This window comes from Marinobacter sp. MBR-105 (assembly GCF_053628895.1).
On record NZ_JBRJHG010000008.1, the window covers coordinates 100,050 to 122,987 of the forward strand.

Here is a 22,938-nt window from a genome sequence, read left to right on the forward strand (position 1 = left end):
TTAGAAATACCCTTCCCGCTTTTTCTGTTCCATGGAGCCCGCTGAGTCGTGGTCGATCACCCGGCCTTGCCGCTCTGAGCTGGTGGCCAGCAGCATTTCCTGAATGATGTCGGGCAGGGTGTTGGCCTCGGATTCAATGGCGCCGGTCAGCGGATAGCAGCCCAGGGTGCGGAAGCGTACCGATTTCATCATCGGCTTTTCACCTTCTTTCAGGGGCATGCGGTCGTCGTCCACCATGATCAGGGTGCCATCGCGCTCTACCACGGGCCGCACCGCTGCGTAATAGAGGGGAACGATGTCAATGTTTTCAAGGTAGATGTATTGCCAGATGTCCAGCTCAGTCCAGTTGGACAGCGGGAAGACCCGGATGCTTTCGCCCTTGTTGACTTTGCCGTTGTAAATATTCCAGAGCTCCGGGCGCTGGTTCTTCGGGTCCCAGCGGTGGTGTTCGTCACGGAAGGAATATACCCGCTCCTTGGCGCGTGATTTTTCTTCGTCCCGGCGGGCGCCCCCGAAGGCGGCGTCGAACTTGTACTTGTTCAGGGCCTGCTTCAGGGATTGGGTTTTCATGATGTCCGTGTGCTTGGCGCTGCCATGAGTAAAGGGGCCGACGCCTTGCTTCACGCCTTCTTCATTGATGTGCACGATCAGGTCTAGCCCGAACTTCTCCGCTACATTATCCCGGAACGAGATCATGTCCCGGAACTTCCAGGTGGTATCCACGTGAAGCAACGGGAACGGTGGCTTGCCCGGGTAGAAGGCTTTCAGGGCAAGATGCAGCATCACGGCAGAATCTTTACCGATGGAGTAGAGCATGACCGGGTTGTCGAACTCGGCGGCCACTTCCCGAATGATGTGGATGCTTTCGGCTTCCAGCTGTTTGAGATGGGTGAGGTTATATGTGGTCATGTTCATCCGTTGCCATGGAGGGCGAAGTAATGGCTGTTATTTAGATGAACAACTATATCAGAGCAGCTTAGGGTATAAGAAGGAGTGCTGTAAGAATTTCAGGTTCTAATAATATAGCCTTCGCCGGTGTCTGGAGGCGGGTGTAAACGCCAGCGACGTCGCCACTGGCTTCCTTCAGTGAGCTTCGCTGGAGGGATTACGTGCGTCCGAAAGCAATTTGGCAACGTAACGATCGACATAGTCAAAGCCGTTACCTTCGAATTCACAGAACTGGATACCAATCTGGAACTCGTCTCGGGCAATGCGACGCATGTGTACGATGTTCCCATCGGCAAGCACCGTGACCGGCTGGTTTGCAATGACGGGCACCGAAAAACGGGTTTTGACTTCGATCCAGTGGCCGGGGGCCGGTGTTTTCAGGCCCGGAACCAGCTGTTTGACGGTGTCCTGATCACAGGAGAGCATCACGCCTGAGCGGGACAGGTTGGATACCTGGCAGGTAAGGCAGCAGCCATCCGGCTTTTCGATGGTAATGTCGGTTGAAACGTCCACCCGCTGCTGGTTTCGCAGATTGGGTTTGGCGGCAAGAGGTTTCATGTTCACTCTTCTGGCATGTGTGGTTTGAAAAGAAGTTGCCTTTCCCATAAACGCCTTCCAGAAAAACGCATAAACGATTGAAAGTTTAGCTGTTTAAAAAGTGAACAGCAAGAATCCTGTCGGTAATTGTGGCACTTTTACTACAAAATTCTGAACACGGTGTCACAGTTTTAGTCGGTAAGTTGATCTGCGTCAGCGGATTTGTGGTGGCGGAGTAGGTGGTGCTACTGCTGCAGTTCTTCCGGTCGTGAGGTAAAATTGCCCGCTACACTCATCGGGAGCATGGCTCCGGACATCCTGCAGGCTTTTATGACCGAGAAAACGCAAAACGCGCCCCAGAGCGGAAAAGTAGGCTTTATCAGCCTTGGTTGCCCGAAGGCGCTGGTAGATTCTGAACGTATCCTGACCCAGTTGCGCCTGGACGGCTACGATGTGGTGCCCACCTACGACGACGCCGATATTGTGGTGGTGAACACCTGTGGTTTTATAGATGCCGCCAAGCAGGAATCCCTGGACGCCATTGGTGAGGCAATCAGTGAGAATGGCAAGGTCATCGTCACCGGTTGCATGGGGGTTGAGGCCGACCGGATCCGTGAAACCCATCCGGGCGTGCTCGCAGTGTCCGGTCCTCATGCCTACGAAGAAGTGGTCGGCGCCGTCCACCAGTATGTGCCGCCCAGGAAAGAGCATGACCCGTTTGTGGACCTGGTGCCGCCGCAGGGCGTCAAGCTGACGCCCCGCCACTATGCCTACCTGAAAATCTCGGAAGGCTGTAACCACCGTTGCACCTTCTGCATCATTCCCTCAATGCGGGGTGACCTTGTCAGTCGCCCGATTGGCGACGTGATGGACGAGGCCAAACGGTTGGTGGATGCGGGGGTGAAAGAGATTCTGGTGATTTCCCAGGACACCTCCGCCTACGGCGTCGACATCAAATACCGCACCGGTTTCTGGCAGGGGCGCCCGGTAAAGACCAAAATGCAGGCGTTGTGTGAAGCGCTGGGTGAGATGGGCGTGTGGGTTCGGTTGCACTATGTCTATCCCTATCCCCATGTGGACGACATCATTCCGCTGATGGCCGAAGGCAAGATCCTGCCGTACCTGGACATCCCGTTCCAGCACGCCAGTCCTGGAGTACTCAAAGCCATGAAGCGCCCGGCCCATGACAGCAAGACCCTGGAGCGCATCAGGAAGTGGCGGGAAATCTGCCCGGAACTGACTATTCGTTCCACCTTCATCGTGGGTTTCCCGGGGGAAACCGAGGAAGATTTCCAGTACCTGCTGGACTGGCTGGACGAGGCTCAGCTGGATCGAGTCGGCGCCTTCACTTATAGCGCGGTGGAAGGGGCGCCGGCGAACGAGCTCGAAGGTGCGGTCCCCGAGGACGTGAAGGAAGATCGCCTGGCTCGCTTTATGGCCAAACAGGCAGAAATCTCGGCTGCCCGCCTTAAGGCAAAGATTGGCAAGACCATTGATGTGCTGATTGATGAAGTGGACGAGGAGGGTGCGATTGGCAGATCAAAAGCCGACGCGCCTGAGATTGACGGGATGGTCTACCTGAACGACGAAACCGACCTGGTTCCCGGTCAGATCGTTCAGGCCGTGGTTGAGCATGCCGACGAGCATGATCTCTGGGCGGTTCTGGTTTGACTTGATCAATGCGTCGGCGAAGCGGGGCAGCCAATCGGTTGCCCCGCTTGCGTTTGGGGTCAGGCGATTTCGATCAGCACTTCGCCTGGCGTGACCCGATCGCCTTTGGCGACATACACACCTTTCACCGTGCCATCAACACTTGTATGTACCTCGGTTTCCATTTTCATGGCCTCGGTAATCAGTACCGCCTGGCCAGCTTTTACGGTGTCACCTTCCTTAACCAGCACGTCCACCACATTGCCCGGCATGGTCGTGGTGACGTGGCCGGGATCGGTGGCCTGTTTCCGACCGCTGCCGGCGCCGGCTTCGTATTCGTTCAGGGATTCAAACACCACTTCCTGGGGCATGCCGTCCAGAGACAGATAGAGCTTGCGCTTGCCCGGTCCTGAGCCGCCAACACCGGTAACGGCCACTTCGTAGCTTTCGCCGTGTACGTCAATGCGGAACTCGGTGGCGATGGCGGTGCCCAGGCGGTCCCGGCCCTTTTGCTCGGCCGGTAGCAACTCTTCGGGCTTCAGTGTGCCATCCTGCCGTTGTTGCAGATATTCCCGGCCAAGATCCGGAAACATGGCGTAAGTCAGCACGTCTTCCTCGCTGGTGGCCAGGCTGCCAATGTCTTCTCGCAGCTTGTTCAGTTCCGGGCTAAGCAGGTCGGCGGGGCGACCGTCATTGACGGTTTCGTTGCCGATAGCCTTTTTCTGGATTTCGGCGTTCACCTCGGCAGGTGGCTGGCCGTAACCTCCCTGAAGGTAGCGTTTCACTTCGTTGGTGATGGTCTTGTAGCGTTGACCAGCCAGCACGTTATAGACCGCCTGGGTCCCCACAATCTGGGAGGTGGGGGTGACCAGTGGCGGGTAGCCCAGATCCTTGCGCACACGGGGAATCTCGTCGAAGACCTCGCGTATGCGGTCCAGGGCGTTCTGCTCTTTGAGCTGGTTGGCCAGGTTGGACATCATGCCGCCCGGCACCTGATTGATCTGTACCGAAATGTCCTCGCGGGTAAATTCGCTTTCAAACTGGTGGTACTTCTTGCGCACTTCCCGGAAGTAGTCGGCAATCTCGCTTAACAGCTCCAGATCCAGCCCGGTGTCATAGTCCGTGCCCTTCAGGGCGGCCACCTGGGATTCTGTTGCAGGATGGCTGGTGCCGTTGGCAAAGGCGGAAATGGCGGTGTCGATACGGTCTGCGCCGGCTTCCACCGCTTTCAGTTGGCACATGGCGGCCAGGCCGGCGGTGGCGTGGCTATGGATGACCAGAGGCAGATCCACGGACGATTTAATGGCTTTGGTCAACTCGTAGGTGGCGTAAGGAGTTAGCAGCCCGGCCATGTCCTTGATGGCAATGGAGTCGGCGCCCATGGCCTTGAGTTCCTGGGCCTGCTTCACGAAAAGCTCGGGTGTATGCACCGGGCTGGTGGTATAGCAAATGGTACCCTGAGCGTGCTTGCCCGCCTTCTTCACCGCTTTCATGGCGGTTTCCAGATTGCGCAGATCGTTCAGGGCATCAAAGATGCGGAACACATCAATGCCGTTGTCGGCGGCTTTTTGCACGAACGCTTCCACCACATCGTCAGCGTAGTGACGGTAACCCAACAGGTTCTGCCCCCGCAGCAGCATTTGCAGGCGGGTGTTGGGCAGCGCCTTGCGCAACTGGCGCAGGCGTTCCCAGGGGTCCTCTTTCAGAAAGCGCACGCAGGCGTCGAAAGTGGCGCCGCCCCAGACCTCCAAGGACCAGTAACCCACCTGGTCCAACTTGTCACAGATCGGCAGCATGTCTTCGGTGCGCATGCGGGTCGCAATCAGGGACTGGTGGGCATCACGAAGGATAAGATCGGTAACTTCAATTTTTTTGGCGTTGCTCATATTCAATCCTCCTGTGGATTACCAGCCGGCGTGGGCCGCGATCGTGGCTGCGATGGCCAGCGCAATTTCGCTGGGGTGGCGTTTGGTGGAATAGTTCAACAGCTCCGGATGGCTGGGCACGAAACTGGTGTCAAACACGCCAGCCTGGAAATCCGGATGATCCAGTATTTGCTGGTAATAGTTGGCGGTTGTGGTGATGCCATGCAGGCGCATGTCATCCAGAGCCCGCTTGCCGCGCGCGATAACTTCATCCCAGGTCAGTGCCCAGACCACCAGTTTCAGGCACATGGAGTCGTAGTAGGGTGGAATCTCGTAGCCCGTGTAGATGGCGGTGTCCACTCTAACACCTGGGCCACCGGGGGCGTAGTAGTGGGTAATGCGCCCGAAACTGGGCAAGAAGTCGTTTTTGGGATCTTCGGCGTTGATGCGGAACTGCAGCGCATAGCCCCGGTACGAAATATCCTCCTGCCGGTAGCTGAGGGATTCCCCCGCGGCGACCCGCAACTGTTCCCGGACAATATCCACCCCGGTAATGGCTTCGGTGATGGTGTGCTCCACCTGCACCCGGGTGTTCATCTCCATGAAGTACACCTCGTTGCCCGAGAGTAGAAACTCCACCGTGCCGGCATTCTCGTAGCCCACGGCTTTTGCGGCCTTGACGGCGAGGCTGCCGATGTACTGGCGCTGTTCCGGTGTCAGTTGCGGGCTGGGGGCGATCTCAATCAGTTTCTGGTTACGACGCTGAATGGAACAATCGCGCTCATACAGGTGAATGGCGTTGCCCCGGCTATCCGCTAGAATCTGCACCTCGATATGGCGCGGATTGACGATGCATTTTTCCATGAACACCTCGGCCGAGCCGAAAGCCTTGGTGGCCTCCGAAATCACCCGTGGGTACTGGGTTCTAAGCTCCTCCGGTGTATCGCAACGGCGAATCCCCCGGCCGCCACCGCCGGAGGTGGCCTTCAGCATCACCGGATAGCCAATCTCATTAGCCAGCTTCAGGGCCTCATCCAGATCGGCCAGATTGCCCTCGGAGCCGGGAGTAATGGGCACGCCGGCCGCCCGCATGCTGTCGCGGGCCTGGGTCTTGTCACCCATCTTGTGAATAACGTCGGATTTCGGGCCAATAAAGGTCAGACCCTTTTCTTCGCACAGCTGAGCGAAGCGGGCGTTCTCCGACAGGAAGCCATAACCAGGATGAATGGCATCGCAGCCCACCTCCAGGGCGAGATTGACGATGCGGGCGGGATCCAGGTAGCCGGCAATCGGATCCTCGCCCAGGGAGTAGGCTTCATCAGCGCGCTTGACGTGCAAGCCGTAGCGATCGGGCTCGGTGTAGATCGCCACAGACCGGATCCCGGCCTCGGCGCAGGCCCGCACGATACGCACCGCAATTTCGCCTCGGTTGGCGATCAGTACTTTCTTCAACATGGGCGATTCCTCGTTTCGTCGTCCCGAATGAAGGTGTTAAAAGCCTAACGATGGCAACTGATGAGTTAAAATTGATATTATTTGGGTTATATATAAGTAATGACTTATGAATAGGTGAGTCGGGAGAACCTGTGCCATTAAGTGTCCAGAAACTGGCTAGCCGCCTTACATTTCGGCAGCTGCAGGTGTTCAAGGCCGTTTACGATCTGAAAAGCTACAGCAAGGCCGGTGATCTGCTTGGACTGACCCAGCCCGCCGTATCCAGCCAGATGCGTCATCTGGAGCAGGCAGTTGGGATGCCTATGTTTGAGTACGTGGGCAGGAAGCTGTATTGCACCGCCGCTGGCGAGGAGATGGCAGCTTGCGTAGGCTCGGTGTTTCGCGAGTTGACGGACATGCAGAACCGGATGGCGGCGCTGGAAGGTCGCGTGGCGGGGGATCTCAAGCTGGTGGCGGTCAATACCGCGCAGTATGTGGTGCCTTATCTTTTGCGGTCGTTTCTGCAGATTAACCCGCAAGTGAATGTTTCGGTCGCAGTGGTCAACCGGGCGGCTGCCCTGGAACGGCTGAGCGATAACAGCGGCGATCTGGTCATTATGGGGATGGTTCCTCCAGACCGGCCGCTGACCTCGTTTCCCTTTCTGGATAACGAGTTGATTCCGATTGTTCCTGATGGCCACCCACTGCTAAATCTGCAGTCTGTCAGTGCCGGGGAGTTTCTGAAGAACCAGCTTCTGACCCGTGAGCCCGGTTCCGGCAGTCGTCTGGCGCTGGAGGTTTATTGCCAGCAGCACCGTTTGAAAATGGAATCCGCCATGGAACTGGGTTCGAACGATGCGGTAAAACACGCGGTATTGGCGGGGCTCGGAGTGGCGGTGGTGCCGAAGCTCAGTGTCGTTTCAGAGCTGGCGCTGGGCTCGCTTCATGCCCTCAACATAACCGGGTTCCCCTTGCGCCGTAGCTGGTGTGTGGTCTACCCTCAGGCCCGGCATCCGACGCCGGCCATGCAGGCCTTTATTGATTACATCCAGCAAAATATTGCGCAGTTTGAACGGGTGTTTCGGCGGCTCGCTTCTTAATGTTGGTGTTCTCCTTCGCCCAGCCTTCTGAGTCTGGAGTTAGCCACAGCGGGAGACGCATCCCAAAAAACGCTCCTTCGGCACATCCGTGTGACGCTTCTGTTCCGCCATCCCTGGCTCCACAAATTTTTGGGAGGCGTCTCCCGCTGTGGCTCATCAACGTCTCGCAAGCCTTCGTACTGACTTGATGTTGCGGGGCCCTTTGAGCATTGTTTTTCCGAGCGTGCTGCAAACACGTTTGATCGGCAGGGTTTGGGCTTCCTTCCCAAAAATTTCGGAGGCCATGGATGGCCGGAGAGAAGCGCACATGGAAGTGCTTGTAGCGGTTTTTGGGAAGGAAGCCCAAATCCTGCCCGCACCAAAATCGGCAGGCTAGGGCCCAGATAGCGGGCCCCAACCTGGTTAGAGGTCTAGCCGTCCAGCTTGCGAACGAGAATCTCATTGAACAGCTTGGGATTACCCTGGCCCTTGGAAGCCTTCATCAGAGGGCCCATGAAGCCGCCAAGCATCTTCTTGCGCTTCTTCGGATCTTCCTCGTTCTGGTATTGAGCCACCTGATCCGGCATGCCGGCCAGCACCTCATCCACCATGGTTTCCAGAGCGCCGGTATCCGACACCTGCTTCAGGCCCTTGGCTTCGATAATGGCATCGACATCGTTGTTTTCGCCCGTCCATAGCGCGTCGAACACCTTCTTGGCACCGGCGGAGGACAGTGTGTTATCGGCGATGCGGGTCACCATGGCGCCCAGTTGTGCGCCGGTAATCGGCGCCTCGGCGACGGACTTCTCCTCCGCATTCAGGCGAGCGGAGAACTCGCCCTGAATCCAGTTGGCGGCCAGCTTGGCATCTTTGCCGTGTTCCACGGTTTCTTCGAAGAATGCAGCCAGTTTGGCGTCGGCAGACAGGATGCCGGCGTCATAGTCGTTCAGGCCGTATTGCTCCTTGAAACGCGCCCTGCGAGCGTCCGGCAGTTCCGGCAGGCGGCTGCGGGCGTCTTCGATGAAGGCATCGTCGATTTCCACCGGCAGCAGGTCCGGGCAGGGGAAGTAGCGATAGTCGTTGGCTTCTTCCTTGGTGCGCATCGAGCGGGACTCGTCCCGGTCACCGTTGTACAGGCGGGTTTCCTGCACAATCACGCCGCCGTCTTCCAGGATATCCATCTGCCGCTCCACCTCGTGGGCGATGGCCTGTTCCATGAACCGGAACGAGTTCAGGTTCTTGGTCTCGGTGCGGGTGCCCAGGGTGTCAGAGCCTTTTGGCTTCAGAGAGATGTTGACGTCAAAGCGCATGGAGCCCTGGGACATATCGCCGTCGCAGATGCCCAGTGAAGTGACGATGCTGTGCAGCTTTTTGGCAAAAGCCACGGCTTCCTCGGCGCTGGTCATATCCGGCTCGGTCACCACCTCGATCAGCGGGGTGCCGGCGCGGTTCAGGTCGATGCCGGTCATGCCATGATAATCCTCGTGCAGGGATTTACCGGCGTCCTCTTCCAGGTGGGCGTGGTGAATGCGCACGCGCTTGGTGCTGCCATCGGCCAGGTCGATGTCGACGTAGCCGGGGCCAACGATGGGCTGGGCCAGCTGGGTGGTCTGGTAGCCCTTGGGCAGGTCCGGGTAGAAGTAGTTCTTGCGCTCGAACACCGAGCGACGGCCGATTTCTGCGTTGGTGGCCAGGCCGAACATTACCGCGTAGCGGAACGCCTGTTCGTTGGGTACCGGCAGGGTGCCGGGCATCGCCAGGTCAACCGCGTTGGCCTGGGTGTTGGGCTCGGCACCGTAAGCGGTGCTGGAGCCGGAGAAAATCTTGGTCTGGGTGGCGAGCTGAACGTGAATTTCCAGCCCGATCACGATATCCCACTGCATGTGTTCGTCTCCTAATCCGGGCTTATTGAGGTTCACGCTGGTGCCAGTCGGTCACCTGCTGGAACTGATGGGCGGCGTTCAGCAGGCGCGCTTCGGAGAAGTAATCCCCGATAATCTGCAGCCCCACCGGCAAGCCGTCGACAAACCCGGCCGGAACCGACATGGCCGGAATGCCTGCAAGGTTAATGGCGATGGTGAACACGTCTTCCAGGTACATGGACACCGGATCGGTGTTCTTCTCGCCCTGCTTGAACGCCGGCGTTGGCGACACCGGGCTCATCAGCACGTCCACTTCCTTGAACGCATTGATGAAATCCTGCTGGATCAGGCGGCGCACCTTCTGGGCCTTCAGGTAATAGGCATCGAAATAACCGGCGGACAGGGCATAGGAACCCACCAGAATCCGGCGCTTCACCTCGTTGCCGAAGCCTTCCGCCCGGGTGCGGGTGTACATGTCCATCAGGTCTTTCGGGTCTTCGCAGCGGTAGCCATAGCGCACGCCGTCAAACCGGGACAGGTTGGCGGACGCCTCCGCCGGAGCGATCACGTAATACGCTGCGATGGCCAGCTTCGCGTTTGGCAAGGAAACCTCCTTCACCGTCGCGCCCAGCTTTTCATACTCGCGAATGGCGTTACGAACCTGCTCTTCCATAGCCGGAGCCAGCTGGTCACTGAAGTATTCCTTCGGCAGGCCAATCTTCAGGCCCTTCAGCGGCTCGTTCAGGGTGGTCGTGTAATCCGGTACTTCCCGGTCAATGCAGGTGGAGTCCTTCGGATCGTGCCCCGCCATCACATTCAACATCAGCGCGGCATCTTCTGCCGTGCGCGCCATCGGCCCGCCCTGATCCAGGGAAGAGGCAAAGGCAATCATCCCGTACCGGGATACCCGGCCATAGGTCGGCTTCAAACCGGTGATGCCGCACAATGCCGCCGGCTGACGGATTGAGCCACCGGTATCCGTGCCCGTCGCCGCCGGCACCAGTCGTGCCGCTACCGCAGCCGCAGAACCACCGGATGAACCACCTGGTACCCGCTTGTCACCACCGGACAGGCCCCAGGGGTTGGTCACGGCGCCATAAAAACTGGACTCGTTAGACGAGCCCATGGCGAACTCGTCCATGTTGGTCTTGCCAAGGCACACCGCGCCAGCCGCCTTGAAGTTAGCCGTCACGGTCGCGTCGTAGGGAGGCACAAAATTATCCAGCATTTTCGACCCGCAACTGGTGCGAATGCCGCTGGTGCAGAAGATATCCTTGTGAGCAAAGGGCACCCCGGTCCACACCGTGGCCTTACCGGCTGCGCGCATCTCATCAGCGGCCTTCGCCTCAGCCAGCGCCTGCTCGTCTGAGATGGTAATAAAACTGTTGTACTTGCCGTCTTCCGTTTTCAGACGGTCCAGGAACTGCTGAGTCAGCTCCACACTCGAAATCCTGCCACTCTCCAGCTCTCTGGAAAGCTCTGCTACAGACTTGTTATGCATGATAAATCCCGAAATCTCTGATGGACGACCAAATCACTCGATAACCCTGGGCACCAGATACAACCCATCCTCGGTAGCCGGCGCAATCGCCTGGAACGCCTCCCGCTGATTGGTTTCGGTAACCACATCCGGCCGCAGCTTCTGCACCGCATCCAGCGGATGGGCCATGGGCTCCACCGAATCGGTATCCGCGGCACTCAACTGATCCACCAGGTCCAGGATATTGCCCAGATCCTTCTCCAGAGCCGAAACCTGCTCGCCGTCCACTTTGATGCGGGCGAGCACGGCAACTTTCTCGATGTCCTCGCGGGAAATGCTCACGTTGCCTCCAAAAAGCGTGTGTGAAAACAATTTAATGTCAGGTTAGAAGCCAGGAATAACGTATGGGGATGCTTGTGAGGATGGCTTTCCAAAACTGTGCGAAGCCATGGATGGCGGAGCTCAAGCGACACAGGGATGTGCCGAAGGAGCGTGTTTTGGAAAGCCATCCTCACAAGCAGCCATGCTCCACGGTTAACTGCGCGCGGAACCCTGGCGACAACAAAGCCCGACATATTACCAGAACCGCGCGCAACATTGGCCCCGTCTAAAGCCATAAAATGTGAGAATGGTAAGCCCCGAAGCCCCGATGGCGCCTTGCCTGAGTAGGTGCTCACTGCTAAAGTTGCCGCATTCTTTTCTGCAACCGCAACTCTCAGGTTGAAACAACACGAATGTTAATCAAAAGACTCCGAGGCTTATTCTCAAGCGACCTGTCCATCGACCTGGGCACCGCCAACACCCTTATCTACGTGCGCGAACGCGGCATTGTACTTAACGAACCCTCTGTCGTGGCCATCCGTACCAATAACTCCCAGAAAATGGTCGCTGCCGTCGGGTCCGAAGCCAAACGCATGTTGGGCCGCACCCCGGGCAATATTACCGCCATCCGTCCCATGAAAGATGGTGTGATCGCCGACTTCGTCGTGACCGAAAAAATGCTCCAGCACTTTATTCACAAAGTGCACGAAAACAGTTTCATTACCCCGAGCCCCCGCGTACTCGTGTGTGTGCCCAGCAAATCTACCCAGGTAGAGCGCAAGGCCATCCGCGAATCGGCCCTGGGTGCAGGCGCCCGCGAGGTGTTCCTGATCGAAGAACCCATGGCGGCCGCCATTGGTGCCGGCCTGCCGGTGGAAGAAGCCAGCGGCTCCATGATTGTCGACATCGGTGGCGGTACCACCGAGATCGCCATTATCTCCCTGAATGGCATCGTCTATGCCGAATCCGTCCGGGTTGGTGGCGACAAGTTCGACGAAGCCATCGTTACTTACGTCCGTCGCAACTACGGCAGCCTGATCGGCGATTCCACAGCCGAGCGTATCAAGCATGAAATCGGCTGTGCCTATGAAGGCCTTGAAGTGCGAGAAATCGACGTTCGTGGTCGCAACCTGGCTGAAGGTGTGCCCCGGGCCTTCACCCTGAACAGCGAAGAAATTCTCGACGCGCTTCAGGAATCCCTGGCCCAGATCGTCCAGACCGTGAAGAGCGCCCTGGAACAGTCTCCGCCTGAGCTGGCCTCCGACATCGCTGAGCGCGGCATTGTGCTGACCGGTGGCGGAGCGTTGCTGCGGGGCCTGGACAAGCTCATCAGCGAAGAGACCGGCCTGCCGGTCATTATTGCGGAAGATCCGCTGACCTGCGTAGCCCGTGGCGGCGGTAAAGCCCTGGAAGTGATTGATCGCGGTGGCATCGGAATGTTCTCCCAGGAGGGGTAACCCCGTGGGAGGGCTAAGCCATTAAGACCATATTTGTCCAGGGACCGGTACCCGGTTTCCGGCTGTTTCTCGTCGTTCTGTTATCGGCAGCGTTAATCGCTGCCGATGCCCGTTTTGACAAGCTCACCACCGTCCGCAGCACTCTTGCCACCGGGCTGGCTCCGGTGTACTGGCTTGGCAATGCCCCATATTCCTTTGCCGACTGGTTTTCCGGCCTGTTTGTCAGCCGTGATGATCTGCAGCAGGAGAACGAAGAGCTCAAAACCCGACTGCTGATTCTGGAACGCCGTGCTCTCAAGTACGCGGCTCTGGCGTCGGAGAATAACGAGCTGCGCCGGCTGCTGAATTCTTCCGAAGTACTGGATGACCGGGTCATTGTGGGCGAAGTGGTGGGGGTCTCCCCGGATCCGTTCTCCCACGAGATCATCATTAACAAAGGCGAGAGTGATGGTGTCACGACTGGTCAGGCGGTACTGGACGCAGAGGGCCTGATGGGCCAGGTGATCCAGACCAGCCAGTTCACCTCCCGTGTCCTCCTGGTGTCCGACAGCAGTCACGCCGTTCCTGTTGAGGTGGTACGTAACGGTCTGCGTTCGATTTTGTTGGGCAACGGCGAAACCGATGAACTGGATCTGGTTCACGTACCAGATACTGCCGATATCCGCGAGGGCGACATGTTGGTGAGCTCCGGCCTTGGCGGGCGCTTCCCCAGAGGTTATCCGGTGGCTGAGGTCAGCTCGATCGAGAAAGAGCCGGGGGAGCCTTTTGTGACCATTCAGGCCGCGCCGAAAGCCCGCCTCAACCAGAGCCGGCTGGTGCTGATCGTGTTTCAGCCGGAAGAGCGCTCGGTGCCCGAAAATGGGCAGGCGGCCCCGGATAACGAGGAGGCAAACTGATGTTGTCTGTCATCAGTTATCCGCTGTTCGCCATCACCGTGGTGTTATCGTTGGTGCTGAGTATCTCCCTGTTCCCGGTGGACTGGTTTCAGTTTCGCCCGGAGTGGCTCGGACTGATTGTCTTCTACTGGACCTTCCGCGCCCCGGCCCAGTTTGGCATTCTGATGGCCTGGTGCCTGGGGTTGTTACTGGATATTCTCGAGTCTACCCCGCTGGGCGTGAATGCCATGGGCATGGCCCTGATCGCCTTTCTGGTTCTGACCATTCACCAGCGGTTGCGGATGTATCCGCTGCCTCAGCAGTGCCTGATGGTGTTTCTGTTATTGGGCATCAACCAGATGCTGGTACATTTCGTGAAACAGTTACTAGGTGCTGAAAGCGCCGGTTTCAGCTACTTGTGGCCAGCCTTGACGAGCGCTCTGGCCTGGCCTGTGGTCAGTGGCGTACTGGACACAATCAACCGTAAACTGGGATAACTGTATGAGCTGCCTCATTCTGGCCTCGGCATCACCGCGCCGGGCTGAGTTGCTGAGACAGATCGGTGCTGACTTTCAGGTGGCGCCCGCCGAGATAGACGAGACTCCGCAACCGGGTGAATCGGCTCAGCACTATGTTGAGCGCCTGGCCCGGGAGAAAGCCTCTTGTGTTGCCGGTGGAGCTCCGGGTGCCCGGGTACTGGGGTCTGACACCTCTGTTGTTGTAGACGGAGAGATTCTTGGGAAACCGGAGTCCGATACTCAGGCTTGTGAGATGTTGCGCCGGTTATCTGGAAGAACCCATCAGGTGATGACCGCGATCGCTCTGGCGCAGGAGCAGACGTGTCGGTCATTGGTGGTGGTCACCGATGTCAGCTTTCGGGAGCTCTCAGAGGCCGAAATCCTTGCCTACGTCGCTACCGGTGAACCCATGGACAAGGCGGGAAGCTACGGAATTCAGGGACTTGGTGGTATCTTTGTTCAGGAACTCAAGGGCAGCTACAGCGCTGTGGTGGGTTTGCCCTTGCAGGAAACCGCAGAGTTATTGGCAAATGCCGGCGACCCTGTCTGGCGCCACTGGCCATGCAGTAAGGAGAGCCAAGCATGAGTGAAGAGATCCTGATCAACGTGACTCCGGTAGAAACCCGGGTGGCCCTCGTTGAAAACGGCATGTTGCAGGAAGCCTATATCGAGCGCACCAGTCGCAAGGGGATTGTTGGCAACATCTACAAGGGCAAGGTGGTTCGGGTGCTGCCCGGCATGGAAGCGGCGTTCGTGGACATCGGCCTGGAACGGGCGGCCTTCATTCATGCATCCGATGTCGTCAGTGGCCAGGCGTCTGGCGACGAACCGTCGGATGCCCCCAGGACTGTACCGGATATCCGTACCCTGTTACGGGAAGGGCAGTCCCTGGTGGTGCAGGTAACCAAGGATCCGATTGGTACCAAGGGCGCGCGACTCACCACCCAGCTTTCCATTCCGTCCCGTTATCTGGTGTTCATGCCAGGCGTTTGCCATGTCGGGATTTCCCAGCGCATTGAAGATGATAATGAGCGCGCGCGGCTGAAATCCCTGATTGAGGAAGGCGCAGCGGAACATGATGATGTGCAGGGTGGCTATATCATCCGCACCGCGGCGGAGGCTGCCTCAGCCGAAGACCTGATTGCGGATATGACCTACCTGCACCGGCTCAGCCAGTCGATCCAGGAGCGCATTGCCAAAGCGCCGGCACCCTCAGTGGTCTATCAGGATTTGCCGTTGTTTATTCGCACCATCCGGGATCTGATCCGACCGCAAACTGAAAAAGTGCGTATTGATAGTCGCGAGAGCTATCAGCGGGTAATGGAGTTTGTCAAAGAGTTCGTCACTGAGTTTGCCGACAAGGTGGAGTACTACCCCGGTGAGCGGCCTATCTTTGACCTGTATTCGGTTGAAGATGAAATCCAGAAAGCCCTGAGCCGCAAGGTTCAGCTCAAATCCGGTGGCTATGTGATCATCGATCAGACCGAAGCGATGACGACCATCGACATCAACACCGGTGCCTTTGTGGGCCACCGCAATCTGGAAGAGACCATCTTCAAAACCAATCTGGAAGCCGCCCGGTCGATCAGTCGTCAGCTTCGGCTGCGGAATCTGGGCGGGATCATCATCATCGACTTTATCGACATGGAAGATCCCGAACACCAGCGCCAGGTGCATCGGATGCTGGAGAAGATGCTGGAACGGGATCACGCCAAAACCAAGATTACCGGCGTTTCCGAGCTGGGCCTGGTGGAGATGACCCGAAAACGCACCACAGAAAGCTTGGGCCAGGTTCTGTGCGAGCCGTGCCCGATCTGTGATGGCCGGGGGTTCCTGAAAACCGCCGAAACCGTGTGCTACGAAATCTTCCGGGAAATCCTGCGCGTTAACCGGGCCTATGAAGCCGAAAATTATCTGGTGATGGCGTCCCAGAAGGTGGTGGACCGCCTGCTGGATGAAGAGTCAGATAACGTGGCAGACCTTGAAACCTTTATCAGTAAAACCATTCGCTTCCAGGTTGAGCCTTTCTACAGCCAGGAACAGTACGACGTTGTTTTGCTCTGACACCTGAGCAGCAGGGCGTTGCAGGGAGCTGAGTCTTATGTCGATCCGCGAGCCGGACAGTTCGCAACCAGCCGAGGATGAGCGCGGTCTGGTTGCCCGCGGGTTGGCGGTCTTTGCCAGTGTGGTCTGGTGGTCCATCCTGACGCTGCTGGTGTTATTCGCACTCTATGTTGGTGTCGGTCGCCAGCTCACCTCTGATATCAACAGCTTTTCTGATGAACTGGCGGCTTCGCTCTCCGAAGCCACAGGCCTGGATGTGTCTGTTGGCCGTTTATCCTCCCAATGGTATTGGCTGGATCCTTCCATTACCGCCAAAGACATCACCATCAATTCTCCGGATTCAGACCGCATTGCCGCGGAACTTGAGCACCTGGAATTGCGGCTCGATTTTTTTGCCTCCCTGTTCCGCTTCCGCCTGGTGTTCCGCAATTTTGACGCTGACGGTCTGGCGTTAACGGTGGTGCGCCCTACCGAGGATCCGTTTATCAATCCGGTCGAAGAGATTGCGGAGCTGGCCGAGCCGGGTGCGCCGGAACTCCAGGAGTGGATTCGCCTGGCTGGCCGCTGGTTGTCGAATCCGGAAGTCCGGGTGACACGGGTCAGCCTGGCGCTGGGCCCAAGCCGGCAGAACCTGCGTTTTCTGGATATTCCACAGCTTGATCTGTCCTACCAGGGCGGCTTGTTCCAGGCCGCAGGCCGGGCCATGCAGAGCGGTACGACCACACAGCTGGCCAGTTTTGCTCTGGTAGGACAGCGGTTTTTCAGGGGTGAGTTTACCGGTCAACTCTACCTGGATGTGGATTCCGGTCGACTGTTCGACGGCCTGATTGATGATCTGAACTGGCGAGGCATACGGGTTGAAGGCTTCGATCTGGGGGGCAGTGCCTGGCTAAGCTTTGAGGATGGCGAGCTGCAGCAGGTTCAGGGCCAGGTTCGCACCCCCTATCTTCAGTTAGGTGTTAACCGTGAATCTCTGGCGCCTCTTGAAGATATTCAGGCTCACTTCGGTTGGCGGCGGGGGGAGGCCCTACGTTTGCAGAAGCTTCGCTGGGACTGGATCGGCGATCAGGTTCTGCCGTTCAGTGTTCGCATCGAAGACGGTCAGGATGAGCTTAAGCTGGTGGCAGACTCACTGCCGCTCAAGCCTTTGCGGCGATTGGTTCAGGCCCTGGAGCTGCTGCCGGATGCCGCCAGCGAGGCGCTGGAGCATTATCAGCCTGCGGGTTTTCTGGACGATATGTTGTTTACTCTGCCAGAGCAGGGCTCCCGGTTCTCGTTAAGTGCCAGATTGCGGGAGTTCGGGGTGCGGGCCTGGTCTGGCGCTCCCCGCGCCGAGGGGCTATATGGCTTTATCCAGATGAATCCAGACAGCGGCAGGGTGACCCTGGATACACCAGAACCCATCATGCTGGGCTTTCCGCAGTTGTTCAACACTGACTGGATGCTGGACTCTCTATCCGGAACCGTCGCCTGGACCCTGGAAGGAGGGATCACCAGGGTATTCTCCGATGATCTGGAGTTTATCTATCGCTCAGATACCCGGTTAAGCGGCGCCTTTGACCTGCGGCTGGATCGATACGGGGAGGACAATCTTGGTTTGAGCGTCGGCGTAGAAGGCGGCAATGCCGATATGCTGGCGGATTTCGTGCCGGCGAATGCTGTGGGCGAAGGGCTTTACGAATGGCTTACCAACAGTATTCCGGAGGCCGGTATCCGGGGGCAGTACTATGGCCACGGCCGTATCGATTCCGCCGCGCCGTCTGGATCGTTTGTTTCCTCCATGTGGTATGAATTCGATAACGCCAGGATTCGATACGACCAGCGCTGGCCCGCTGTGGAGCAGGCCAGCGGGCGGGTCGAGATCCAGAATGCCGACACCCGGGTAGCGCTCGCTCGGGGCGAGATCGGTGGGTTGGAGCTGGAAAACGCCAGTGTTCGGGTCCTTCCCGGAGATGGGGAAACTGGCACGCTGGTGCGCGTAGATGCCGCGTCGACGGTTCCGGCAGAGAGAATACCCTGGTGGCTGACCAATACTCCGTTAGGGGAATTGTTGGGATACGGTAACACCCGGGCCCGTTATGAGGGGGAATTTGAGCTGGACCTTGGGCTGGAGCTACCGCTATCGCAAGGGCAGGACACCCGGGTTACGGCGCAGGTAAAAACCGACAATGCCGGATTCTGGTTACCGGATGCGGGACTTCGCTGGCAGAATATTCGGGCCGACGTGACTTACGACAGTGTTGATGGGTTTTCCGGGCCACCGGTCACTGCCCGTTTTTTCGATCAACCGGTCAGTGTCGTTTTTTCCACCGCGGAGGCCGGCGATGCCATGCTGATACGCCAGCAAGGTGGTCTGAAGCTGCCAGACTCCCTGGCGGCCTTTGGCCTGGCTAACGATGCGGCGCGCGGGCTTGCCGGAGAGCTTGTCTACACCGCAGAGCTGGAGTTAGGCGGTGCCAGCGAGCCGGTGATTTCCCTGTTTTCAGACCTTGAAGGTCTGCAGGTGGATTGGCCCAAACCACTGGCAAAGACCGCGCGCGAGCGAACCCCCCTGTCGGTCCGGGTTGATCCGTTCCAGAGCGAAGGCGTGGCGATCGCTGCGCAATGGCAGGATCGTCTGGATGCTGAACTCCGTTTTAAGGAGACGGGCTTCGAACTGGTGTTCGGGCATCTGAATCTGGGCGCTCACCACCTGACCAATATCACCATTGATGCGCTTGAGCTGGAGGACCGGTGGGTCGTTCATACCGACTCGGATCGGGCCCGGGGCAGGGTGGTGTTACCCAGAGAAGGAGGCACGGTAGAGGCCGACTTTGCAACCCTGCGCCTGGTGCGGGAGGCCAGTGCCGCAGAGCAGGACAACGAATTTCTGACTCTTGAGGAGCAGTTGCAGGCGTTCAGGGAGCTGGATATGGGAAATTGGCCCGACATTAATGCCAGAATCTCGGATCTCCGGCTGGACGGCGAGTCTGCGGGAAGCTGGCGTTTCAAGCTGCGCCCTGAACCCTATCGGTTGCGTGTACAGGAGGTGGAAGGCCGGCTTGGATCCCTGGTGTTGTCCGGCGATATGACCTGGAGCATTGTGGATGACCGGGAAACGACCCGGTTTACTGGTAAGCTGGAGGGCGGGGCCCTTAAGGATCTGGAAGCGCTGACTGGCAGCACCATTCCGATGACCAACGAAGAAACGGCGGTTGAACTGGATCTGGATTGGCCGGGAAGCCCGAACAACATTGCTCTCAGCAAGATAAGCGGCACGGTCAGTGCCCGCCTGGACGACGGCATGATCATGGAGCAGAGCAATTCGGCGCAATTGTTCCGGATCTTCAACCTGCTGAACACTGATACGCTCTGGCGCAGGTTGCGGCTGGACTTCTCGGATCTGTACGAACGGGGCGTCGCCTTTGACGCCATTTCCGGTAAAGCCAACATCATAAATGGCCTGGTGACCATGGATCCGGAACTGCAACTGGTGGGTCCGTCCGGCGCGTTCAAACTCAGTGGCAATACCAACATGGCCGAAGAAACGTTGGATATGCGCCTGGTACTGGTACTACCCGTGACACAGAATCTGCCCCTGGCTGCCATACTGATGGGGGCGAGCGCCCCCATCGGCGGCGCCTTGTTCGTGCTCGATAAAATTCTGGGCGACCCGTTGAGCAAACTGACCAGTGCCACGTACAGTGTCACAGGAACCTGGAGCAATCCGGAAGTGGATCTGCGGGGCGTGTTCGATACCGGTGAGTAAGGAGGCCATGATGGTTCAGGTCGCGGCAATACAAATGGTCAGTACCCATGACATCGATGCCAACCTTGAAGAGGCCCGAAGACTGCTGGCTGAAGCGGCAGGCGCAGGGGCGAAGGTGGCGGTGTTGCCCGAGAACTTCGCCGTTCTGGCGACCGCGCAGATGCTGGAGTGCGGCCGCCGGGAGGCGGGTAGCGAGCCTGTTATCCGTCGCTTTCTGGCCGAGCAGGCCCGGTCATTGGGGCTCTGGATTGTCGGCGGCTCCCTGCCGTTGGCCAGTCGGCGAGATGGTTCAGAGATAACAGACCGGGTACGCGCCACCTGTCTGGTGTACAACGATCATGGCGAAGAAGTGGCCCGCTACGACAAGATTCACCTGTTTGACGCCATGGTTGAAGACGCCCACGGCCAGTATCGGGAATCGGATACCTTTGAGCCCGGTGATCAGGCGATTACGGTGGATACGCCGGCCGGACGACTGGGGTTGGCGATCTGTTACGACCTTCGCTTTCCAGAACTGTTCCGGGCCTTGAGAGAGCAGGGCGCCGAATGGGTCTGCCTGCCCAGCGCCTTTACCTGGCAGACGGGCAATGCCCATTGGCACGCCCTGATACGCGCCCGCGCCATTGAAAACCAGGTTTGGGTGGTGGCGCCGGGGCAAGGGGGGCAGAACAGTAGCCGGCGAAGAACCTATGGCCACAGCCTGATCTGCGATCCCTGGGGTAAGGTCGTCAGTGAGTTCGATGAAGGCCCAGGCATGGCTTGCGCCGATCTGGACCTGGAGCAGCTGCATCAGTTGCGAAGCCGTATGCCCGTTTGGGAGCACCGGCGGCTCTGATTACTGCTCGGCGTCGTCGATCCATTCCCGCAGAGCCCGGAACAGCTTCCGGGCCTGACCGGTATTCTTGCCTTTTTCGACTTCCTTGCGGGCATTGCGCACCAGATTGCGCAGGTGCTGTACATCCGCTGAAGGGCAGTAATCAATAAACTCTCCTACCACCTTGTCACCTTCGGAAATCATCCGGTCGCGCCAGCGCTCGGCGAGATGGTGTCGGCGGGTATGCTCTTCGCTGCCAGCGTGGAAGGCGTCGATGGCACGGCCAATAGCTTCGGGGTCGTCCTCCTGGCGCAACACCTTACCAATGTACTGCAAGTGTCGCCGGCGGGCCTCACGCTGGGGAATCCGGCGTGATTCAATGATCGCCGCTTTCAGGGTCTCGCTGATGCTCAGGGTGGCCAGCTGTTCGTCGTTCAGGTCCAGCATGCGTTTGCCCAGATCCTGAAGCGCGTGCATTTCGCGCTTCAGCTGCGATTTGCTGGGGCCAAGGTCGTCCTGGAATTCGTCGTCAAATTGGTCAGTCATGGTAGGTCACAGGTTGCTCAGGCATAGAAAATGGTGGCCAGTCCCAGGAAGGCCATGAAGCCGACAACGTCGGTTACGGTGGTGAGTATCACACTGCCGGCCAGGGCCGGGTCAATGTTCCGGGATTTCAGGAACAGCGGCAAGACGGTGCCCACCAGCGCCGCCGCCACCAGGTTAATCACCAGTGCCGCCGCGATGATGGCACCAATCAGCCAGTCCTGGAACCAGACCACCGCGGCGGTGGCAACCACCACCGCCCACAGCAGGCCGTTCAGTACCCCGGACAGAAACTCACGGTTCAGCAGCCAGCCCACGTTGGCACCGCTGATCTGGCCAACGGCCATACCCCGGATCACCAGGGTCAGAGTCTGGCTACCGGCAATGCCGCCCATGCTGGCCACAATTGGCATCAGTACGGCCAGTGCAACGACTTTGGCAATAGTGTCTTCAAACAGTCCAATCACGGCCGATGCGGTAAAGGCCGTGATCAGATTGATGCCCAGCCAGACCGCGCGCCGGCGGGTGGTCTTCATCACCGGGGCAAAGGTGTCCTCGTCTTCATCCAGACCAGCCATACTCATCAGGGAATGGTCTGCGTCCTCACGGATAACGTCGACCACGTCATCGATGGTGATCCGGCCCAGCAGCTTGTTGGTCTCATCCACCACAGGGGCAGAAATCAGGTCGTAGCGTTCGAACAGAGTGGCGACCTTGGTGTCGGACAGGGACACGGGAATGGGTTCAATGTCCGTGTCCATCACTTCCCGAACGGTAGCCGCGGGATTGGATACCAGCATCCGGGTAATGGGCAGCATGCCGATAAACTCGTCCCGACGGCTGACCACAATCAGGCTGTCGGTCATCGGGGGCAGGCTGCGGTGACGGCGCAGGTAGCGCAACACAACGTCGATGCTGATGTCCGGCCGAACCGTGATGGTGTCGGTGTTCATCAGGCCGCCAGCAGTGTCCTCCGGGTAAGCGAGGACTTCCTCGACCCGCTGACGGTCTTGCTCGTCCATGGTGTCCAGGACTTCCTGGATCACCGTGTCCGGCAATTGCTGAAGCAAGTCGGCCAGGTCATCCGACTCGAAATCTTCCAGAATGTCCGCCAGCTCCTGCGCGTTCAGCTGGCTCAGGAAGTAGCTACGAATATCGTCGCCAAGATACTGGAGGACTTCCCCTTCCAGCTGCTTGTCGACCAGGTTCCAGAGCAGGGCCCGTTGGCGTGGTGGCGAGGATTCCAGAAGGTGAGCAATATCGCTGGGGCTCAGACCGCCATTCAGAATGCGGGCCACCTGCTTGAGGGCACCACTGTCCAGCGCTTCACTGAGTGAGCGAAGGCGTTGGCGGGCCTGGCTTTTTTCCAGAATGTCGGTCATTGAACCACCTGCGATCAGAAAACCTTTGCATTATAGCGGAGTTAGGTGGCACACGTGAGAAAGGATTGTAGGTGAATGACGAAACCGGAGGTTATTCCCCTTCACCAAAATAATCGTCAATCAGGGCAGTCAATGCGTCGATGGCATCCTGTTCGTCCGGGCCATCGGCAACCAGTTCCACTTCGGTGCCCTGGCTGGCAGCCAGCATCATCACCTGCATGATGTTCTTGGCGTCTACGTCCCGGCCTTTGCCCCGGATTCGTACCTTGCTGTCAAAGTTCGAAGCGGTGGCCACAAGCTTTGCTGTAGCCCGTGCATGCAGACCGAGTTTGTTGATGATGGTGATGGGGCGGCAAATCAT

The 22,938-nt window shown here is 58.3% G+C and carries 19 protein-coding genes; 9 read left to right on the forward strand and 10 right to left on the reverse strand.

Translation table 11 applies throughout. The annotated features are described in order from the left end of the window. Together cysD and ACSSVV_RS11080 are read right to left on the reverse strand one after the other, a co-directional pair. Window positions 1-915 (reverse strand): sulfate adenylyltransferase subunit CysD, encoded by a 915-nt coding sequence (cysD, locus tag ACSSVV_RS11075; RefSeq protein ID WP_014422122.1) that lies wholly within the window; start codon window positions 913-915, stop codon window positions 1-3. A 168-nt stretch (window positions 916-1,083) separates the two neighbouring features. Beyond that, the gene (locus ACSSVV_RS11080) at window positions 1,084-1,506 is read right to left on the reverse strand and encodes a PilZ domain-containing protein (RefSeq protein WP_014422121.1); all 423 of its coding nucleotides are present in this window, start codon (window positions 1,504-1,506) and stop codon (window positions 1,084-1,086) included. A 309-nt stretch (window positions 1,507-1,815) separates the two neighbouring features. Here ACSSVV_RS11080 and rimO point away from each other — a divergent pair, with 309 nt between their 5' ends. Next, window positions 1,816-3,156, forward strand: coding sequence for a 30S ribosomal protein S12 methylthiotransferase RimO (gene rimO, locus ACSSVV_RS11085; RefSeq protein ID WP_220150697.1), 1,341 nt, complete (start codon window positions 1,816-1,818; stop codon window positions 3,154-3,156). Between the two features lie 59 nt (window positions 3,157-3,215). On the opposite strand, the gene oadA is transcribed toward rimO, so the two are convergent. Together oadA and ACSSVV_RS11095 are read right to left on the reverse strand one after the other, a co-directional pair. Next, complete coding sequence (oadA, locus tag ACSSVV_RS11090) at window positions 3,216-5,021, reverse strand: sodium-extruding oxaloacetate decarboxylase subunit alpha (protein WP_454106238.1); 1,806 nt, start codon at window positions 5,019-5,021, stop codon at window positions 3,216-3,218. A gap of 18 nt (window positions 5,022-5,039) precedes the next feature. Beyond that, on the reverse strand, window positions 5,040-6,455 hold the full coding sequence (locus ACSSVV_RS11095) for an acetyl-CoA carboxylase biotin carboxylase subunit (RefSeq protein WP_014422118.1): 1,416 nt from the start codon (window positions 6,453-6,455) through the stop codon (window positions 5,040-5,042). Between the two features lie 131 nt (window positions 6,456-6,586). On the opposite strand from ACSSVV_RS11095, the gene ACSSVV_RS11100 reads away from it, so the two are divergent. Then, window positions 6,587-7,534: a LysR family transcriptional regulator gene (locus ACSSVV_RS11100; protein ID WP_113880018.1), complete on the forward strand. Its 948-nt coding sequence runs from the start codon at window positions 6,587-6,589 to the stop codon at window positions 7,532-7,534. Window positions 7,535-7,944: 410 nt separating this feature from the next. Here ACSSVV_RS11100 and gatB read toward each other — a convergent pair whose 3' ends face one another. From gatB to gatC, 3 genes are read right to left on the reverse strand one after another with little or no spacing between them, the layout of a single operon-like run. Beyond that, entirely contained in the window at window positions 7,945-9,396 is a 1,452-nt protein-coding gene (gene gatB / locus ACSSVV_RS11105; RefSeq protein WP_454106239.1) for an Asp-tRNA(Asn)/Glu-tRNA(Gln) amidotransferase subunit GatB, read from the reverse strand. A 22-nt stretch (window positions 9,397-9,418) separates the two neighbouring features. Continuing rightward, window positions 9,419-10,876, reverse strand: coding sequence for an Asp-tRNA(Asn)/Glu-tRNA(Gln) amidotransferase subunit GatA (gatA, locus tag ACSSVV_RS11110; RefSeq protein ID WP_454106240.1), 1,458 nt, complete (start codon window positions 10,874-10,876; stop codon window positions 9,419-9,421). A gap of 33 nt (window positions 10,877-10,909) precedes the next feature. Next, window positions 10,910-11,197, reverse strand: coding sequence for an Asp-tRNA(Asn)/Glu-tRNA(Gln) amidotransferase subunit GatC (gene gatC / locus ACSSVV_RS11115; protein ID WP_014422114.1), 288 nt, complete (start codon window positions 11,195-11,197; stop codon window positions 10,910-10,912). A gap of 392 nt (window positions 11,198-11,589) precedes the next feature. Here gatC and ACSSVV_RS11120 point away from each other — a divergent pair, with 392 nt between their 5' ends. Genes ACSSVV_RS11120 through ACSSVV_RS11150 form a run of 7 tightly spaced genes read left to right on the forward strand, consistent with a single transcriptional unit; the run spans window position 11,590 to window position 20,673 of the window. Further along, the gene (locus tag ACSSVV_RS11120) at window positions 11,590-12,633 is read left to right on the forward strand and encodes a rod shape-determining protein (RefSeq protein ID WP_011786173.1); all 1,044 of its coding nucleotides are present in this window, start codon (window positions 11,590-11,592) and stop codon (window positions 12,631-12,633) included. 29 nt (window positions 12,634-12,662) lie between these two features. Then, a complete protein-coding gene (gene mreC / locus ACSSVV_RS11125; protein WP_454106293.1) occupies window positions 12,663-13,529 on the forward strand; it encodes a rod shape-determining protein MreC in 867 nt (288 codons plus the stop codon). After that, window positions 13,529-14,005, forward strand: a complete 477-nt coding sequence (gene mreD, locus ACSSVV_RS11130; RefSeq protein ID WP_011786171.1) for a rod shape-determining protein MreD — start codon at window positions 13,529-13,531, stop codon at window positions 14,003-14,005. Before mreC ends, mreD begins: the two co-directional genes overlap by 1 nt. 4 nt (window positions 14,006-14,009) lie before the next feature. Further along, window positions 14,010-14,612 (forward strand): Maf family protein, encoded by a 603-nt coding sequence (locus ACSSVV_RS11135; RefSeq protein ID WP_454106241.1) that lies wholly within the window; start codon window positions 14,010-14,012, stop codon window positions 14,610-14,612. Further along, window positions 14,609-16,090, forward strand: a complete 1,482-nt coding sequence (gene rng / locus ACSSVV_RS11140) for a ribonuclease G (RefSeq protein WP_454106242.1) — start codon at window positions 14,609-14,611, stop codon at window positions 16,088-16,090. Before ACSSVV_RS11135 ends, rng begins: the two co-directional genes overlap by 4 nt. 37 nt (window positions 16,091-16,127) lie before the next feature. Continuing rightward, window positions 16,128-19,838 carry a YhdP family phospholipid transporter gene (locus tag ACSSVV_RS11145; protein WP_454106243.1) on the forward strand — a complete coding sequence of 1,237 codons (3,711 nt, stop codon included), beginning with the start codon at window positions 16,128-16,130 and terminating at the stop codon, window positions 19,836-19,838. Between the two features lie 10 nt (window positions 19,839-19,848). Next, window positions 19,849-20,673 (forward strand): carbon-nitrogen hydrolase family protein, encoded by an 825-nt coding sequence (locus tag ACSSVV_RS11150; protein ID WP_454106294.1) that lies wholly within the window; start codon window positions 19,849-19,851, stop codon window positions 20,671-20,673. Here ACSSVV_RS11150 and yjgA read toward each other — a convergent pair whose 3' ends face one another. The 3 genes from yjgA to ACSSVV_RS11165 form a co-directional block, all read right to left on the reverse strand. Next, window positions 20,674-21,198, reverse strand: coding sequence for a ribosome biogenesis factor YjgA (yjgA, locus tag ACSSVV_RS11155; protein WP_011786166.1), 525 nt, complete (start codon window positions 21,196-21,198; stop codon window positions 20,674-20,676). A gap of 17 nt (window positions 21,199-21,215) precedes the next feature. Continuing rightward, a complete protein-coding gene (mgtE, locus tag ACSSVV_RS11160; protein ID WP_011786165.1) occupies window positions 21,216-22,577 on the reverse strand; it encodes a magnesium transporter in 1,362 nt (453 codons plus the stop codon). 91 nt (window positions 22,578-22,668) lie between these two features. After that, window positions 22,669-22,938 carry an HPr family phosphocarrier protein gene (locus ACSSVV_RS11165; RefSeq protein WP_022992013.1) on the reverse strand — a complete coding sequence of 90 codons (270 nt, stop codon included), beginning with the start codon at window positions 22,936-22,938 and terminating at the stop codon, window positions 22,669-22,671.

Coding starts and splice junctions, on each gene's coding strand:
- mreD (WP_011786171.1), top strand. CDS start 13,529: ATGTTGTCTGTCATCAGTTATCCGCTGTTCGCCATCACCGTGGTGTTA.
- cysD (WP_014422122.1), bottom strand. CDS start 915: ATGAACATGACCACATATAACCTCACCCATCTCAAACAGCTGGAAGCC.
- yjgA (WP_011786166.1), bottom strand. CDS start 21,198: ATGACTGACCAATTTGACGACGAATTCCAGGACGACCTTGGCCCCAGC.
- gatA (WP_454106240.1), bottom strand. CDS start 10,876: ATGCATAACAAGTCTGTAGCAGAGCTTTCCAGAGAGCTGGAGAGTGGC.
- rimO (WP_220150697.1), top strand. CDS start 1,816: ATGACCGAGAAAACGCAAAACGCGCCCCAGAGCGGAAAAGTAGGCTTT.
- ACSSVV_RS11080 (WP_014422121.1), bottom strand. CDS start 1,506: ATGAAACCTCTTGCCGCCAAACCCAATCTGCGAAACCAGCAGCGGGTG.
- mgtE (WP_011786165.1), bottom strand. CDS start 22,577: ATGACCGACATTCTGGAAAAAAGCCAGGCCCGCCAACGCCTTCGCTCA.
- ACSSVV_RS11150 (WP_454106294.1), top strand. CDS start 19,849: ATGGTTCAGGTCGCGGCAATACAAATGGTCAGTACCCATGACATCGAT.
- ACSSVV_RS11135 (WP_454106241.1), top strand. CDS start 14,010: ATGAGCTGCCTCATTCTGGCCTCGGCATCACCGCGCCGGGCTGAGTTG.
- ACSSVV_RS11095 (WP_014422118.1), bottom strand. CDS start 6,455: ATGTTGAAGAAAGTACTGATCGCCAACCGAGGCGAAATTGCGGTGCGT.
- oadA (WP_454106238.1), bottom strand. CDS start 5,021: ATGAGCAACGCCAAAAAAATTGAAGTTACCGATCTTATCCTTCGTGAT.
- ACSSVV_RS11145 (WP_454106243.1), top strand. CDS start 16,128: ATGTCGATCCGCGAGCCGGACAGTTCGCAACCAGCCGAGGATGAGCGC.
- ACSSVV_RS11165 (WP_022992013.1), bottom strand. CDS start 22,938: ATGATTTGCCGCCCCATCACCATCATCAACAAACTCGGTCTGCATGCA.
- rng (WP_454106242.1), top strand. CDS start 14,609: ATGAGTGAAGAGATCCTGATCAACGTGACTCCGGTAGAAACCCGGGTG.
- ACSSVV_RS11120 (WP_011786173.1), top strand. CDS start 11,590: ATGTTAATCAAAAGACTCCGAGGCTTATTCTCAAGCGACCTGTCCATC.
- gatB (WP_454106239.1), bottom strand. CDS start 9,396: ATGCAGTGGGATATCGTGATCGGGCTGGAAATTCACGTTCAGCTCGCC.